Genomic DNA, 17651 nt, shown 5'->3' with positions numbered 1-17651 from the left:
TTAATTTAAACCTAATTTCTGACGTAATTTATAATTTTTTTCGTTACGTTTTTCTATCGCTAAACGTCTTGCCGATGTTGTGCGTTCACAAAATTCAGTTACATATTGATCTGGTTTGTCAGTAAGAACAATAGCGCGTTCTTGTGGACAAAAATAGCCTCTAGCTTGACCATCATAATCATTATTGACGGTTTTCGACATTTTTTCGATTAGCTCTCTAAAATCAGCAGTTTCAACGAAGTGATTTTTGATAATGTAGTCATATTTTAGGTCCCAAATAACTTCGACACCTTCTGCATTACCAAATTTGGTGAGGGCTGTTTTTAAAGTATCATTTTCTTTAAAACTGCGACGTTTATCTTCGCCAGTCCAATTCGGTTTTGCCGGTCTAACTTGAGCGCCGCGTATTTGTAGCTTGTCTGATACAGACAGGTCTTCTTCTGGTAATTGAATGGTATATTCATCTAACTGAGTCGCACCAGGCATAAATGACTTTCTAAATGTAGAGTAAAATTTAGCAACACCGTCGGCCATTTTATGTTTACTTCTATTTGGATCTTTGACCGCCTCTGAACCCCAATACAAAAATCCTACAACGATTAATATCAATGTAGTAGGTAAAACAACTTTGATCATAAACCCTGCGCTGCTTTTTTTTGCACTTTTTTTCTTCATTGGTAACTGGCTCGCTTGTAATTAATATAACGGTTTTGCATTGTCATCTGGTCTTGTTTTAAAACGGCGATGAACCCACATATATTGTTCTTTATTTTTTAGAACGGATTGCTCAACCCAATTGTTTACAATAACCGCATTGGTCCTAGAGTTACTATCAGGGTAATTACTAAGTTGTGGTAAAAACTCTAATTCATATCCTTGCGTGCCCGGTAAACGTTGCATATATGTTGGCACAGTAACCGCGTTTTTGTGTGATGCAAAAATCTCAGTGCCGGTTGTGGTCGAGGCATCGTTTACTGCAAAAAATGGCACAAATACGCTGCGTTTTTTACCATAGTCATGATCGGGTAAGTACACACAAGCTTCGCCGTCAGATAAGGCTTTTAATAAACTTTTTACATCACGCTTACTGATCATTAGGTTTTGATTACGACAACGTCCGCAATACTGAACCCATTCGATGACCGGATTGTTATGAGGACGGTAAAAACCAACATAGGGTTTATATTCACTCATCACCCGTCCCATGATCTCAAGAGGTAATATATGGGAAAATAAAACGAGGGCACCTTTACCTGATTTTCTAGGTTGCTCTATGTGCTCTTGACCAATTAACTTAAATTTGGACTTAAAGCGCCAACTAGGCCACCACCAAGCGATACCACTTTCGAACATGGCAATGCCTGTATTTTGAAAGTTTACTTTGACTAATTGTGAGCGTTCTTTTTCATCCATATTTGGAAAGCATAATTGCAGGTTTTTATCTGCGATATAACGTCTACGTTTCAATAAGACGTGTAATAAGTTACCTAACCATTTGCCTAAAACGAGTTGAACTCTAAAAGGTAACCAACTCAGTAAATATAAAAAACCAATACCTGACCAAGTTATCCAGTATTTAGGACTAATAAAACGCCATTGAAATTTGGGATTTTCCTGTAATGGTTTTCGGTTTGAAGAATTGACCAAAATGAATCTCATTGATTAAGGGTTGTCTGCAGTGTTATCTAAATAGTACCGCAAATGCAGAAGAAGGTTAATATTAGACGAAAAAAAACGGAGACATGCTCCGTTTTAATAGTCGGTAAATCAAATTAGCTTGCAGACAAGCCTTTGTTTACAGCTTCAACATCGGTACCCGTTAAAGAACCCGAAGATTGTTTAAGAGTTAACATTGATAAAATGTAATCATAACGAGTGTTTGACAGGTTACGTTTAGCATTAAATAAGTTTCTTGTGCTGTTTAACACGTCAACGATAGTACGAGTACCCACTTCAAAACCAGCTTGCGTAGCTTTTAATGCACTCTCTGCAGAGATAACAGACTGTTCAAGAGCTTTTAATGTAGACACTAAAGCAACCACATCGGCAAATGATGTACGTACTTGACGAACAACAGAGCGGTGTGTGGCTTCCATGTCTTCACTTGCGTATACGAAGTTAGCTTGTGCTTGTCTTACCGCAGCAGACGTGGCGCCACCTGAGTATAATGGAACCGTTAAGTTTAAGCCGATAGAATTACTATTTAGAGCTGGTGAGTCGATATCACCGCCTGAATCACTACTGCTTAAGCTTGCTGTTAGGTTTAACGTAGGGTAATGACCAGATTCTGCACGTTTAATATCGTATTTTGCAGCTTCAACGGTTAATTCTTTTGCTTTAAGTTCTAAATTATTATTTTCTGATTTAGTCACCCAATGCTGAATTTTTAACGGTGCTGGCATGGTTGCTTCGAAACGAGATGTATTTAAACCATCAAATTTAGAATAATATTTACCGGTAATTTCACGTAGTGCTTCTTTTGCTATTTCAATGTCGTTCTTGCTGCGAATTTCTTGAGCAACCGCACTGTCAAAGTTAGCTTGTGCTTCGTGAACATCGGTAATAGCCGTTAGACCAACGTTAAAACGTTGTTTTGTTTGTTCTAACTGACGTTCAATTGCTTTTTTCTCAGACTTAACAAACTCTAGATTATCTTGCGCTTTTAATACATTAAAGTAAGAAACCGATACACGTGTGATTAATGCTTGTTGCGCAAGGTCAAAACCGGCTTGAGCCTGTAATGCACGTTTTTCAGCCGCATCTAATGAATACCATGTATCCATTCTAAAGATCGCTTGAGACAAACTAACACCGTAAGTTAATGTATTGGAATCATAATCAGAAGTAACAGGGGCGTTATAACGTTCACCATTGTTGATGCTATAACCAGCAGTGAAATTAACTGAAGGCATTAAGCTTGAAAACGCGATAGATTCTGATTCTCTCGCTACGTCATATTGTGCTTTTGCTTTTAATGTTTGAGGGTCATTCTTAACTGCGTCTTTGTAAGCTTCTAACAAGTTAGTTGCTTCAACCTGTAAGCTCAATCCTGAAATGAGTAATAACAGAGTTGCCGACAATAAAGATTTTTTCATTTTAATTCCTTAGTTAGAAGCCAAACTTCCAGAGTCTATTTAGATTAAATGTGTAACAATTAAAAGCATTGTAACGTTTCTGGTTGATTTTAGTAACGTTTTGCTAAGATTTTAGTGATGCTAAGTGTAACAGAATATGTAAATAAAAATAATATTAGCTAATGCTAATTTACTGGATTAGCCAACAAAAATTTACTTTACCCTAAAGTGAGGACGAATATGAAGAAAAACAAGTTTACACCTCAGTTTAATCAAAAAAATATTGATATTAAATCAGTCGAAACCGTGTATGACGGATTCTTTAAAATTAACCAGTTTGTTTTTACCCACAATTTATTTGCCGGTGGCCAAAGCGATTTAGTCAAACGTGAAATATTTGAACGAGGTCATGCGGTCGCGGTATTACCTTACGATCCAGTTGAAAATAAAGTTGTTTTAATTGAGCAATTAAGAATTGGTGCATTGGACACAAAAGATTCTCCTTGGTTATTAGAGGTGATTGCAGGAATGATAGATAAGCCAGAAGATAAGCAACAAGTTGCTATTAGAGAAACGGAAGAGGAAGCGGGGTTGACCATTCACAAGTTAATCCCCATGTTAAGTTATCTATCAAGCCCAGGTGGTTCAACAGAACGTTTGTATTTATATTTAGGTATTGTTGATTGTAAAAGTGCCGGTGGTATATTTGGTCTTGAAGATGAGCAAGAAGATATAAAAGTACACGTGTTTGACTATAATGAAGCAATTGATTTATTAAACAACGATGAGTTAGATAATGCAGCTACGCTGATCTGCATGCAATGGCTAGCATTAAATAAATCTAAAATAGATAAACAAATTCACGCGTAAACTTGAAAAGTAATATGAGTCTTTAATGATTAAACCGTTTAAAAAGTACGTTCCCAACTTACAAAAAATGCAAGGCATTTGTACGCGCAATTACGCCTTGTTATTGAGGTTGTTACCGGTTGAGTATGATCAAAATGCGTGTTGGGATATTAAGTGTGACAATCATTTAGAGTTTAGGTTAAAGATCATCGAACGCAGTCGATATACAGAGACCATTAGCTTAGTTCAGTTGGGTGCACATCTGCCTCAATTTATGGTGACTGAGCTAGAGATTAGGGTGTACCACGATGCCCAAATGGCAGAAGTGATTAGTTTTCAGAAACAAAAACGATTAAGACAGAACTACCCATACCCAAACGCAAAGTTACACCAAAAAGATGAAAAGTTTCAGGTGAATAGCTTGTTAAAAGATTGGCTTAACCTAGTGATGAAAAAACAAAATGAATTAAGTAATAATGATGCATTAATATCGCCATCCGTATAACATGTTGTCATTACTTTTGTTAACAACAAGTAGATATGAATTACATACTATATTTGCACGGCTTTCATTCTTCTCCGAACTCTCAAAAAGCCGTTATTTTTAAACAAGCCATTAACCAGAAGTTTGATAATTTAGAAGTCATCGCACCTCAGTTATCTGTATTCCCTTCAGATGCAGTTAAACAAATTGATGACATAATGACGTCTAATCTAGACAAGGTGGTTGGCATTGTTGGCAGTTCGTTGGGCGGGTATTTAGCGACTTATTTACATAATAAATTTAACAAACCAATTGTAGTAATAAATCCAGCAGTTAAACCTTTTGAGTTGCTACACGATTATTTAGGTAAACAAGTCCAACCCATAACCGGTGAAGAGTATGTCTTAACTGAATTTCATATGGTTGAACTTAAGTCCTTATACCAAGTTAATATTGCCAGACCTGAGCACGTTTGGTTATTACAACAAGAAAAGGATGAAGTACTGGATTACCAACAAGCATTAGATCGTTATAAAGATTGTAAGGTTACATTTGAATTAGGTGGATCACATGGATTTGACCAATTTGAACGTTTTCCTATAAAGATAGTTGAGTTTTTATTCAGCCACCATGGTACAAATTAAAGTGAAATTAAATTTTACTTTAAGTTTTACGACAACACCGTTAGTCTCTACATTAAGCATGGAAATTATAATAATAATTAATTAATTTATGACCAATAAAACCTATAACGCAGAGTCAATCGAAGTACTAAACGGATTAGAACCAGTTCGCCGTCGTCCGGGCATGTACACTGACACATCTAGACCAAATCATTTAGCGCAAGAAGTAATAGATAATAGTGTTGATGAAGCTCTGGCAGGGCACGCATCAAATATTTTAGTAATCCTGCATGAAGATAATTCAATTGAAGTGCAAGATGATGGGCGTGGCATGCCAGTGGATATCCATCCTGAAGAAGGGATTCCAGGTGTTGAACTTATCCTAACCAAATTGCACGCTGGTGGTAAGTTTTCAAATGATAATTATGAATTCTCAGGTGGTTTGCACGGCGTAGGTGTTTCTGTTGTTAACGCGTTAACTACGCGTATGGAGATCACCGTTAAACGTGATGGACAACAATATTTAATTGCGTTTGAGAATGGCGATAAAGTTCAAGATTTAGAAGTTATTGGTACGGTTGGTCGTCGTAATACTGGTATAAACATTCGTTTTTGGCCAGATGGTTCATATTTTGATACTGCGAAGTTTTCTAATTCAAAACTGGTTCACAACCTACGAGCAAAAGCTGTTTTATGTCCAGGGTTGAGGATTAAATTTGAAAATAAACAACTTAATGAAAGTCACGAATGGCACTTTGTCGACGGCTTAAAAGATTATTTAGTTGATTCGGTTAAAGATTATGTCAATTTACCTGAGGACCCATTTGTTGGGACGTTTAAAGGTAAATTGGAAGCGGTTGAGTGGGCCGTTACATGGTTGCCAGAAGGTGGCGAGTTAGTCGGTGAAAGTTATGTAAACTTAATACCTACAGCCCAAGGTGGTACTCATGTAAATGGGCTTCGTCAAGGTCTGTTAGAGGCCATGCGTGAGTTTTGTGAATTCAGAAACTTATTACCTCGTGGTATTAAGTTAACGCCAGAAGATATTTGGGAGCGTTGTTCTTATATCTTATCGGTAAAAATGCAAGACCCGCAATTTGCAGGACAAACCAAAGAACGTTTATCGTCACGCCAATGTGCCACTTTTGTATCTGGTGTTGTTAAAGATTCGTTTAGTTTGTGGTTAAACACCCACACAGATATTTCAGAACAATTAGCTGAATTATGTATTTCGAATGCCCAAAGTCGTTTAAAAGCGGCTAAGAAAGTTATTCGCAAAAAGATCACACAAGGACCTGCATTACCAGGTAAATTAACTGATTGCACTAGCCAGGAAAGTGAACGTACCGAATTATTTTTAGTGGAAGGGGACTCAGCGGGCGGTTCAGCAAAACAAGCAAGAGACCGTGAAATCCAAGCTATAATGCCACTTCGTGGTAAAATTCTAAATACGTGGGAAGTAGACTCAGGACAAGTATTAGCATCAGAAGAGGTGCATAATATCTCTATTGCGATAGGCATGGATCCGGACTCAACTGACTTATCACAATTACGTTATGGCAAAGTATGTATCCTAGCCGATGCTGATAGTGATGGCTTACATATCGCAACCTTATTATGTGCACTATTCATTAAACATTATTATGCTTTAGTTGAAGCGGGACATGTCTACGTGGCCATGCCTCCTTTATATAGGATTGATGTGGGTAAAGACGTATATTACGCGCTTGATGAAGCTGAAAAAGATGGTGTATTAGACCGTATTATTGCCGAAAAGAAAAAAGGCAAAGTAAACGTTCAACGATTTAAAGGTTTGGGTGAAATGAACCCGCTCCAATTGCGTGAAACCACTATGGATCCAAATACGCGTCGTTTAGTGCAACTGACTATTGATGAATTCACGCCAACCATGGAAATGATGGATATGTTGTTAGCCAAAAAACGGTCTGGCGACAGAAAAACTTGGCTTGAAAGTAAAGGTAATAAAGCGGACGTGTAACTTTCACAGACGGCAACATATTGTAACTCCATTCTTGAAAAGCGTTAAACAAGGTAGTATTGCGTTTTTGTTTTATAGGTTAGTGACAAGCAAGTCACTAACCGGCCTCGCCTTTGTAAAGTCATGATATAAAATAGATTGTTAAGTATTATTCATAAATTGGCTAAGAGAGTTTCTTAGTGCTAGATTAAATGAATAGCACATCTTTCTAAGAATTTTATAATGGATTTAAAATTTAATCAGAGCTCAATCATGAGTTTGCGCCAACGCTTAATAGACACAATATTAGCCGCAGTAACCTTTCTTGCTATATTCCAAATTGTTGTATTATTAATCCGAGCTGAACATTTTGATGACGATGCTTTGTTTTTTAGGTTGGGAGTTCAAATTATATGGCCTTTAGCTTATGTGTTCAGAAAATACATACATTACTATCTTAAAGCTTGGTTATTATTAGGTGCAGGTTATATAGCTGGGATTACTTCTTTAATAAGTTTTGGACTCGAAGCAAGTGCTTTATTAGTCTTATTTAGTACTATCATTGGCACTGTTTACCTAATAAATATGCGTGCCGCAATTGGCATGTTAATTATCAGTACGATTCCAGTAATTTATTTTAGTTACCTAGCTAGTATCAACCAATTACCTTTCTCTCCTACCATATATGAAATGAATCAGACCTCTATTGGGTGGATTACTAAAATGGTTTTGTTTGTATATGCAATTGTATTAATACTTTACACCACACATCATTTTTTCAAATTACTGATACAAGCCAATGAGAAACTCGAATTACAAAATAAAGAAAAAACAGAAGAAGTCTATGCGTCTAGTACACTTTTATCGGCAGTTATTGATGCCATTCCATTTAGAGTTTTTTGGAAAGATATCAATCTAAATTTTCAGGGAGCCAATAAACTATTTGCTCAAGATGCAGGAAAAACATCTGGCGCAGAATTAATAGGTGAATCAGATTTTGACCAAAATTGGATAGAGTTTGCTGAGGATTTTAGAGCTGATGATAGAGAAGTCATTGATAGCGGAAAACCTAAACTAAATATTGAAGAAATGCAGATATTACCCAACGGTGAAAAGATTTATTTATTAACCAACAAAGTGCCTATTATCCTAGCTGATGGTAAAACGGTTGGTTTATTAGGTGCCTATGATGATATTACGTCTCGTAAATTACTTGAGTTAGATCTGCAAGATGCGAAGGATAAAGCGAATTTAGCAAGTTCAGCTAAATCTGAGTTTTTAGCCAATATGTCACATGAAATTAGAACCCCACTTAATGGCATAAATGGGTTGATAAATCTGTGTTTAGATAGTGAGTTAACTATTTTACAAAAAGAATACCTAGTTAAAGCGAAATACTCGGTGAATAGTTTAAGCACGATAATCAATGACATTTTGGATATATCTAAAATTGAAGCGAATCAATTAGCACTTGAGAAAATACCTTTTTCACCAACGGAAGTATTGAATAGTTTATTGGCTGTGGTTGAGCCATCAGCTAAATATAAAGAAATACAATTGATTATAGAGAATGAAGTTGATGAACATTTAATTGTAACTGGTGATCCTACACGGTCGTTACAGGTTTTTATGAATTTAGTGTCTAATGCAATTAAATTCACATTGATTGGCTCTGTTACAATTAACATGAAATGGCGGAAGGATTCTGAATTACTTGAGTTTAATGTAATAGATACTGGCGTTGGTATATCAGAACAAGCTCAATTAACTTTATTTGACAGCTTTACGCAAGCAGATACATCAGTTACTCGTCGATTTGGTGGTACCGGATTAGGACTGACTATTGTTAAACGTTTGCTTGAGCTGATGAATGGGAGCATTCAAGTGAAAAGTGAGCCAAATCGGGGGAGTCAATTTAGTGTATCTATCCCTGCCTTACCAAGTAAGGATAATACCCTTGAAGAGGAAGAGGTTGATCAGGAAGATTTGTTTGGAATAAGTATATTGTTGGTGGAAGATAATATGATCAATCGCCTGATAGCTGAAAAAGGGTTGATTTCAGATATGGCGAATGTGATGACGGCTAATGATGGTCTAGAAGCGTTAGCGTTACTGGAACATAATGAGTTTGATGTTATTTTAATGGATATACAAATGCCAAACATGGATGGTAAAGAAGCTTTATTACATATAAGAGAAAGCGAAAAATTAAAAAAATTACCAGTTATTGCATTAACAGCAAATGTACTGTCACACGAAGTCGAAGAGTATTATCAATTAGGTTTTAACGCTCATGTGGCAAAACCTTTTGAACAAAAAAAGTTAAGGAAACAAATCCTTTCAGTTTTAGCGTCGCAATCTTAATTATTAATTTGCGAATTAATGACAAATGTCATTTAGTGATCCCAGTAATGTGTTATCGAATCTGCAGAGGATTTGTATAATCGGAGGGTAACTAATTTACATTTCAAATATATGAATCGGCCGTTATTAGCTTATGGCTAGGAGTTTCAATTAAGCATGGATAGTCGTCTTATCGTTCAATCATCAACCGCTCCAACACCTGAGAATGGCATAAAGATTGGTTGTATATGTGATAAAAATAGCTGGGGCACGTTAATAAAGCAGCAATGTTTAAGAGCTGGTTTTGAGGATGTGTCTTTATTATACCAAGGTTTAAATTCACTTGAATCAGGGCAACATTTTGATCTTTTATTTATAGATGAAAGTATTGATGAGCATAGGTCGGGTGGTGAAGTCATCGATATACTGTTTGCATCTAGAAAGATAAAACCAACCACAGCCGTTGTGATGGTAAGTAACAGTGCAGATGGCTTTATCCATAATTATGATTCGCCATTAATGTTGCTGGAATATATTTCAAGCCCTTTTAGTGAAAAAGAACTTGTAGAGATTGTTCAAAGCTTAGCCAAAGCAATAAATTTATTTAAGCCAAGTTTAACCTTTATAAGTAATGGCAAATTATCATTTGCTTATAAGGCGCTAAGTGCCATTGCCAAAGAACATATCACTAAAGATGTGGTACAAAATTACTTTAAATTGACCGTAAACTTAGCATTTGAACTGGGCAACTATGCCCAAGTTGTTGCCATTTGCAATAAGCCCAATTTAAAAGGGCAATCATGGAGCTTATGGCCTAATTTTAAAGCAAACTATGAATTAGGTAATTGGGGGTATTGTAAGCAGACGTTGTTAAGTGACACGTTTATATCTCTTCCATCCGGACCAGTAAAGTTGTTTTGGCAACTTAGGATCTTGTTACAACAGCAGAAATTTGAAGATGCAATTGAATTGATTAATGCATACCCATCAAATGAAATGCCAACCACCATTGTTAGGTTGGTGTTTATGATCTTAATATTTGCTGGAAAATTTAATGACGCCCATGCCTTTATTGAAAGAAAAATTCGATTAGCAAAACCTAATTCAGAGTTATTTGGTCAACTTACCATGTCACTTTGCAATATATATTTATATCAATATCTTTCGAATAATACAGATAACAAATCGATGATGTTAACCAAGCTAATTACACGATTAACGGAATTCAGGCAAAGTATTGTAGCCAAAAAATTTAGCGTTGAAATTCACATTATTGATATTTTGATGTTAATCATCAAATCACAAAACAAGTCAGAACTAAGAGTTAGAATTAAAACTGAAATACAAAAAGTGGCTTTGTTAAATGATTCACCAATAGTGAATTGTCGTATTGCTTATGCATGGTATGCCATTGGTGAACATGAAAAAGCGTTTGAAACATTAGTCGATATAGATTGTGGTTTTAGTTACATGTCTTTGGGCTGTGAACGACTCATTTTAGGCATAGTACAAACTCAAGTATTTAATGGTATTTACCAACCAGAGCAGCGATTCGATATATACCAAAAAATAGGGGACAAACATATTAAGCAGCAAAGGTATAAGTTGGCTTGTAAGTCCTATGTAAGAGCATTAGATATAAAACATGATGAAGCATTAAAAGTTAAATTAGCTAAAGCGATGGCTGACGGGGGAATGCAACAATTTTCAGGTTATAAATTTAACCTAACTTGATTGATTATGTTGGCAATGCACAATTTAATTGTGGACCCTATAAAAACAGATCCACCAAGTCATTGTAAAATTGTAAACCTTTGGCTGTAGGCTGGTATTTATCTTTAGATAATTGCGTTAATAAAGTTAGTTGAATACCTTTATTAATCTGCTCTTTAACCATTTCAAAATCTAACCCAGTGCGTTGTTGAAACTCATGAATACAAAAAGGCTCTTTTAATCTTAATTTATTCATAAAATACTCAAAGGGTCGGTCGTCCAATTCAACATCCCAAACTTTATTCAAATAGGCTTTGGTTAAATCCATATACCCTTTGGGGTGTTTTACTTTTTCAGTTCGAATAATTTTATTATCTGCTGCAAGCGTTATTTTACCGTGAGCACCGCAACCTATGCCTAAGTAGTCACCAAAACGCCAATAATTTAAATTATGTTTACATTGATAATCGGCTTTTGCATAAGCAGAAATTTCGTATTGGATATAACCCGCCGCTTTTAATAATTCATGTCCCTGTTGTTGAATATCCCAAAGGGTTTCATCTTGGGGTAACTGAGGTGGCTGAGAATAGAAAAGAGTATTGGGCTCTATGGTTAGTTGGTACCAAGATAAATGGGTAGGGTTTAATTCAATTGCTTGTTTTAAATCAGAGATAGCGTCTTCTAAGGTTTGATCTGGCAAACCATGCATAAGGTCAATGTTAAAAGTGTTAACGCTAGACGCCGCGTAAGCTGCAGCTGTCTTGGCTTCGTTATCGTTATGTATTCGTCCTAACGCTTTGAGTTTATCTAATTGAAAACTTTGTACACCAATAGAGATACGATTAACGCCTGCATCGGCAAACCCAGAAAACTTATTATATTCTAATGTGCCCGGATTCGCTTCTAACGTGATTTCAATATCGTCTTCAAACTGAATGAGTTGTTCTACTCCAGCTAAAATATTGGCAACTGCCTGTTCTGATAACAAGCTAGGTGTGCCACCGCCAAAAAAGATTGAATGTAATTTACGCCCTTGCACATAAGGCAAGTCTTGTTCTAAGTCATCGAGCAGATTTGCTACGTATTCGGTATCAGGAATCGTGCCTTTTTGCGCATGGCTATTAAAGTCACAATAAGGACATTTTTGAACACACCAAGGTATATGAATATACAAAGATAATGGTGGCAAGATTAATGAACTCGACAAGATTACAGACCTAATTCTTTAAATTGTGACATTAATTGTTTTAATGCTTTGCCACGATGGCTTAATGAATGTTTTTGCTCTGGGTTTAACTGCGCCGCAGCAAGGTTTAATTGCGGTTGAAAAAAGACTGGGTCGTAGCCAAAACCATGTTCACCTTGTCTTTGTGTACTGATAACTCCATCCCAACTGCCTTGGCAGATAATCGGGGTTGGATCATCAGCATGACGCATAAAGACTAATACACAGACAAACCGAGCTTGACGTTTATTCTCTTCTACACCGTCCAGTAGCCTTAGTAACTTATCAATATTGGTGCCGTCAGTAGCTCCTTCACCGGCAAATCGAGAAGAGTAGATACCTGGTGCGCCATTTAAAGCAGCCACTTCTAATCCTGAGTCGTCTGCAATGCAAGGTAAACCTGTTACTTTTGAGGCATGACGCGCTTTGATAATCGCATTTTCAACAAAGGTAGTGCCAGTTTCTGGAACTTCTTCAACATTAAACTCACTCTGTGGGACAACGTTTAAACCTAAAGGCGCTAACATTTCTTTTAGTTCGTTAACTTTACCTTTATTACCTGAAGCGAGAAGTATGTCTTTCATTGTAGAACCATAGTAATTGGAAATTAGGTGGATGATACAAAAGTCAGTCAACAGTTGTAAGTTTTAACTTAAAAGATTTACATAAAAAAAGCTTGAAAGAGCATTACCTCATTTCAAGCTTTTTAGTTTCGAGTTTCGAGTTTCGAGTTTCGAGTTTCGAGTTTCGAGTTTCGAGTTTCGAGTTTATGCGAAGTTAGCGTTTGCAAATTCCCAGTTAACTAAAGACCAGAATCCATTTAGGTATTCAGGACGTACGTTACGGTAATCGATGTAATATGCGTGTTCCCAAAGATCTACAGTGATAAGTGGTGTAACACCTGCTTCTGTAATTGGAGTTGCTGCGTTAGAAGTATTAACGATATCTAGAGAACCATCTGCTAATTTAACTAACCAAGTCCAGCTTGAACCAAAGTTGTTCACTGCTTTGTCATTGAATGCAGCTTGGAATTCAGCAAATGAGCCCCATTTGGCATTGATTGCATCAGCAACAGCGCCAGTTGCTTCGCCGCCACCATTTGGGCTTAAAGAGTTCCAGTAGAATGTGTGATTCCAGATTTGTGCCGCATTGTTAAATACGCCACCTTCAGAAGACTTAACGATCTCTTCTAAAGTTTTACCTTCGAATTCTGTTCCACCAATAAGGCCATTAAGTTTTACAACATAAGTGTTGTGATGTTTACCGTGGTGAAAGTCTAAAGTCTCAGCTGAAATGTGAGGTTCCAAAGCGTCTTTTGCATATGGTAATGCTGGTAATTCAAATGCCATGATGGTTGTCTCCGTTGGCTTTATTAAGTAGAGCTGATAAGATTATAAAACTTGACTATATTACTCAAGTATTAGTTTTACTATCTTGCTCTGATTATTTATAGTTACGCCTTTAATGAGGCTGTTAATTTTTCTTTCAAGTGAAAACTATGAAATATTTAATTAGACCGTTTATTTTTCTTTCAATTGAAAGCATTGAAATAATTAATTAGTGAGCCTATTTATACCAAGTATTATTTAAGAATTTGATATAATCTTTTATCCAATTTTTACGATTCTCCAAGGTTTTGAAGTTAATATTCAAAGCTAGAAATTTATAGCCATACTACCGAGGGTGACATGGAAACCATAGACAAAATTAAACAACAAATCGCTGAAAACTCAATTCTTTTATACATGAAAGGTAGCCCTAAATTACCTTCTTGTGGTTTCTCGTCGCAAGCGTCTCAAGCACTAATGCAATGTGGTCAAGAGTTCGCGTATGTCGATATTTTACAAAACCCAGATATTCGCGCTGAATTACCAGCTTATGCTGAATGGCCTACATTCCCACAATTGTGGGTTGGCGGCGAATTAGTTGGCGGTTGCGATATTATTATGGAAATGTTTCAAAAAGGTGAATTGCAGGCGTTAATTAACGAAGAAGCTGCAAAAGCAGAATAAGCATCATCTTTTAGTTAATAAAACCAGCACCTTGCTGGTTTTTTTATGTGTTGAATTTAACCATTTGCAAATGGCGTAAACTTTGCATTTATCAACAGCAAGTAACAAAACTCTTTAATTCACTCACCTTTCGATTTTGTTTGAGGTTTATGCCAACATTTAATTTTATAGTAAGTATCTGCAAATGAATAAGCTAACTGTTTGTATTTATTTAATTATCTTAACTATGGTCAGCGCTTGTAATGATAATACTGGCGGGTCTAATAGTGCGGCAAATATTGCCAGTGTGAATGCGGGGGCGGATAAAGTTGTATTAGAAGGCTTGCCTATAACACTTGATGCAACTGTATATCCAGAAGGGGGTAACTTAGTTTGGGTACAAACCGCAGGACCATTTAATGAGGGATTCCCAACCGAAGGTGAGTTAACCGTTGATATAGTAGCGCCATCGGTTGCATTAGATACCGAATTAGTTTTTAGAGCTGAATATACTTCCTTAGACGGACAGGTCGTTTATGACGAAGTAAAAGTACAAGTGACCAATGTAGATTACCCGCCTGTTGCCATCATAAAAGTAGATGACACGATTACGCAGCCTTTTAATACTTACGAAGAGATCACCATTTCTGGTAGTGACAGTTACGATTTAGATGGGGAAGTTCGTAAATACCTCTGGACTCAGATTGATAACAATAACCCGTTAACATTTATTAGTGACTCTACTTCAAGTGAATTGATCATTGTTGCGCCATTTGTTGTAAATATTACAAATTACACTTTACAGCTTACGGTAACAGACAACATGGGTATTACTGGCGTTAATACGATTGATATTCAAATAGCCGCTTCAAATAGTGTGATTGCGGCTAATGCAGGCTTGGATCAAACGGTCGATGAATTTACTCGTGTTGATATTGATGCTTCTTCAAGTGTTTCATCCGTATCAGAAGTAAGTTGCCTTTGGCAGCAAGTTTACCCAACCACAACCTCCGTGGTATTTGACGATGCAGAACAATGTATTACCTCGTTTGTCGCACCTGATGTGGATGCTCAAGCCGAATACATTTTTGCCGTAAATGTGACCGACACCGCTGATAATGTAGCGTCCGATCAAATGGTGGTCATTATCAACCCTATTAACTTAGGCACTTTGCATGACACAGGGATTACTAGTTGTTTTAGTGATAGTAAAGAAATTGCATGTAATGACCCAGATTATCCTAATCAAGATGCTGATACTGGCCGAGACGAAATTAGTACATTATTAGATAAAAGTGGGGATGGTCCTCGTTCATTTGATTTTACTAAGTTGGATGAAAATGGGGATGACCTACCTAACGATAGAACTGAGTTTAGTTGTGTAAGGGATAACTTTACTGGCCTTATTTGGGAAGTGAAACAACCTCGTTCAATACCTGAGTTCCAAAATTTAAGAGGTGTCGACAATTATTACAGTATGGATTCTAGCTTAGAAGGTTTAACGTCTTGTCCTTCTGAAAGTAATTGCGGTCAAGCTGAGTTTATCGATAATGTTAATGAAAGCGGTTATTGTGGTGGTGCTAACTGGCGTTTACCTACTTACCTAGAATTATTGAATATCTTGGATTATAAAGACGTAGATAAATCAAATTTATTAGTATCTGAATTTTTCCGCTATACCCCAAACTCTAATAATGGAAACTCTGAACATCAATTTTATTGGGTGTCTGATACGAGTGCCACTGGCGGAGGCGGTTTCTTAAATTGGGTGTTGGATTTATCTACAGGAGATGATTCAACAATATTAATGAATAAAACGGCCTATGTGATCTTAGTGAGAACGCCATAATGAAACCTGTAAATAATAAAGCAAAGGCATTAGCAGCCATTATTTCGTCATTCTTAATGACGTGTTCAACCTTTGCGTTTGCCGCACAAGAGTGCAATGGCACTACAGTAACAACCGACGAAAGTAGTTTTGAAATATCAGAGTCAGAACCTGGATTTGTCATTCATTCCAGCACAGGATTGGCATGGGCTCGGTGTGTTGTGGGTCAGCAGTGGAACGATGACGACGGCACCTGTGATGGCTTAGCCGTCCGATTAACATGGCAAGATGCGCTTAAATTATCAAATACCTATGAGCTAGAACAAAGAACGGACTGGCGTGTACCTAATATAAAAGAGTTGGCATCAATCGTTGAACGAAATTGTGTTACGCCTGCGGTGAATGCCACAATATTTCCAAATACACCTTCTGGAGAGTTTTGGTCATCGTCACCTAAAATGACCGGGGATAGTGGACGTAAAGTCTGGGCTGTTTTATTTTCTACAGGCGGTCTTGATAGTTATAAAACGGACCAAGATTTCTACGTACGTATGGTTAGATACGCTGAACAGCATTGATCAAGGAACACTTTCCCTGCAAACTAAAAGGGAATAATATTCATTCTTTGTTATTGGAATTGCTATCTTGGGTTTTAATCTTTCATCTTTCTATTTAAGTATTTTCATACTAGCCACTTTTTCATTTCCAGCACTTAGTAAGCCTGGAGAATGTCCAATTCAACTGAAGATGGGATTGTTGATCTCACCTGATCATATTCGTGTTTTAGAAAAAGGACGTACTCAATTTCAAATAAATAATGACGAACAGTTGTTTATAAGAGGTGATCAAATATCCCTAACGGCAGAACAAAAGTCATTAGTTAAAGAATTTAGTTTAGGTTTAAGAAAAGAACTTCCTGAGATTGTATCCATAGCGATGGACAGCATGGAATTAGGTTTTAGTGCGTTAAATAAAATAATTAAAGGCTTTGCTGGGACCGACGCAGCACAAGGGATTGAAGAACATATATCGGTATTACAAGGCCGTTTATTAGGCCGTTTTGCGCGCAGCGGTGATAATTTCTATTTGGCCCCTCAAGGTTTAAATGGCCTGACTGATTTTTTTGAAGAAGAATTGTCGAATCAAGTAAAGAGTGTGGTCACCAATTCCCTTCACATCATGTTAGGTGCGATGGATGAAGCCTTTAAACAAAGCGAAAGTGATATTGAAGGTAAACGAGTCGACCTAGGTGAACGAGTTGATATGATCAGCTCAGAAGTAGAACGTTCATTAAAATTTAATGCGGATAGATTAGAAGAGAAAGCGGCTGCATTTTGCCAACGCTTTGAAACCTTAGATGCGATAGAAGCAAGATTACAGAAACAATTACCGCGCCTTAGAGATTATGACATTTTGAGTAATGAAACAAATTTAGACGATGATGATTAATTGAAGGCAATTTAAATCGCTTCAAAAATTATGCTTTTATACACAAGCTAAATATCACTATTTGCTAAAAACTGCGTTTATCTTGTGTTAATCT

16 protein-coding genes are annotated in these 17651 nt (G+C 36.7%); 10 read left to right on the top strand and 6 right to left on the bottom strand.

The annotated features are described in order from the left end of the window. From RT723_RS07990 to tolC, 3 genes are all read right to left on the bottom strand, one after another. Positions 1–675: a TcpQ domain-containing protein gene (locus RT723_RS07990; RefSeq protein WP_315946590.1), complete on the bottom strand. Its 675-nt coding sequence runs from the start codon at positions 673–675 to the stop codon at positions 1–3. Positions 676–696: 21 nt separating this feature from the next. Next, positions 697–1647 (bottom strand): LpxL/LpxP family Kdo(2)-lipid IV(A) lauroyl/palmitoleoyl acyltransferase, encoded by a 951-nt coding sequence (gene lpxL / locus RT723_RS07985; protein ID WP_315946589.1) that lies wholly within the window; start codon positions 1645–1647, stop codon positions 697–699. 125 nt (positions 1648–1772) lie between these two features. Then, positions 1773–3095 carry an outer membrane channel protein TolC gene (gene tolC / locus RT723_RS07980; protein WP_315946588.1) on the bottom strand — a complete coding sequence of 441 codons (1323 nt, stop codon included), beginning with the start codon at positions 3093–3095 and terminating at the stop codon, positions 1773–1775. Positions 3096–3314: 219 nt separating this feature from the next. Here tolC and nudF point away from each other — a divergent pair, with 219 nt between their 5' ends. The 6 genes from nudF (at position 3315) to RT723_RS07950 (ending at position 11085) form a co-directional block, all read left to right on the top strand. Then, on the top strand, positions 3315–3944 hold the full coding sequence (gene nudF, locus RT723_RS07975; protein WP_315946587.1) for an ADP-ribose diphosphatase: 630 nt from the start codon (positions 3315–3317) through the stop codon (positions 3942–3944). A gap of 25 nt (positions 3945–3969) precedes the next feature. Further along, on the top strand, positions 3970–4428 hold the full coding sequence (locus tag RT723_RS07970; RefSeq protein ID WP_216054129.1) for a DUF1249 domain-containing protein: 459 nt from the start codon (positions 3970–3972) through the stop codon (positions 4426–4428). 35 nt (positions 4429–4463) lie between these two features. Continuing rightward, positions 4464–5051: a YqiA/YcfP family alpha/beta fold hydrolase gene (locus RT723_RS07965; RefSeq protein WP_315946586.1), complete on the top strand. Its 588-nt coding sequence runs from the start codon at positions 4464–4466 to the stop codon at positions 5049–5051. Between the two features lie 88 nt (positions 5052–5139). Beyond that, positions 5140–7029 (top strand): DNA topoisomerase IV subunit B, encoded by a 1890-nt coding sequence (parE, locus tag RT723_RS07960; protein WP_315946585.1) that lies wholly within the window; start codon positions 5140–5142, stop codon positions 7027–7029. A gap of 222 nt (positions 7030–7251) precedes the next feature. After that, on the top strand, positions 7252–9372 hold the full coding sequence (locus RT723_RS07955) for a hybrid sensor histidine kinase/response regulator (RefSeq protein ID WP_315946584.1): 2121 nt from the start codon (positions 7252–7254) through the stop codon (positions 9370–9372). A gap of 156 nt (positions 9373–9528) precedes the next feature. Then, entirely contained in the window at positions 9529–11085 is a 1557-nt protein-coding gene (locus tag RT723_RS07950; RefSeq protein WP_315946583.1) for a response regulator, read from the top strand. 37 nt (positions 11086–11122) lie between these two features. Here RT723_RS07950 and hemW read toward each other — a convergent pair whose 3' ends face one another. The 3 genes from hemW to RT723_RS07935 form a co-directional block, all read right to left on the bottom strand. Beyond that, positions 11123–12271, bottom strand: a complete 1149-nt coding sequence (hemW, locus tag RT723_RS07945; RefSeq protein ID WP_315946582.1) for a radical SAM family heme chaperone HemW — start codon at positions 12269–12271, stop codon at positions 11123–11125. Positions 12272–12273: 2 nt separating this feature from the next. Continuing rightward, positions 12274–12873, bottom strand: a complete 600-nt coding sequence (rdgB, locus tag RT723_RS07940; protein WP_216054124.1) for an RdgB/HAM1 family non-canonical purine NTP pyrophosphatase — start codon at positions 12871–12873, stop codon at positions 12274–12276. A 183-nt stretch (positions 12874–13056) separates the two neighbouring features. Beyond that, positions 13057–13638, bottom strand: a complete 582-nt coding sequence (locus RT723_RS07935) for a Fe-Mn family superoxide dismutase (RefSeq protein ID WP_216054123.1) — start codon at positions 13636–13638, stop codon at positions 13057–13059. 339 nt (positions 13639–13977) lie between these two features. On the opposite strand from RT723_RS07935, the gene grxD reads away from it, so the two are divergent. From grxD to RT723_RS07915, 4 genes are all read left to right on the top strand, one after another. Beyond that, positions 13978–14301 (top strand): Grx4 family monothiol glutaredoxin, encoded by a 324-nt coding sequence (gene grxD, locus RT723_RS07930; RefSeq protein WP_216054122.1) that lies wholly within the window; start codon positions 13978–13980, stop codon positions 14299–14301. Between the two features lie 184 nt (positions 14302–14485). Continuing rightward, entirely contained in the window at positions 14486–16129 is a 1644-nt protein-coding gene (locus RT723_RS07925) for an Lcl C-terminal domain-containing protein (RefSeq protein WP_315946581.1), read from the top strand. Beyond that, complete coding sequence (locus RT723_RS07920) at positions 16129–16686, top strand: Lcl C-terminal domain-containing protein (RefSeq protein WP_315946580.1); 558 nt, start codon at positions 16129–16131, stop codon at positions 16684–16686. The genes RT723_RS07925 and RT723_RS07920 overlap by 1 nt, the downstream gene beginning before the upstream one ends. A 67-nt stretch (positions 16687–16753) precedes the next feature. Continuing rightward, positions 16754–17557, top strand: a complete 804-nt coding sequence (locus RT723_RS07915; protein WP_216054119.1) for a DUF2884 family protein — start codon at positions 16754–16756, stop codon at positions 17555–17557. Positions 17558–17651 lie beyond the last annotated feature (94 nt).

Origin of the sequence: Psychrosphaera aquimarina, assembly GCF_032461525.1 — a bacterium.
Classification (GTDB): domain Bacteria; phylum Pseudomonadota; class Gammaproteobacteria; order Enterobacterales; family Alteromonadaceae; genus Psychrosphaera; species Psychrosphaera aquimarina.
The sequence above is the reverse complement of the archived record's forward strand: the minus strand, read 5'-3'. Positions and strand labels throughout refer to the sequence as shown.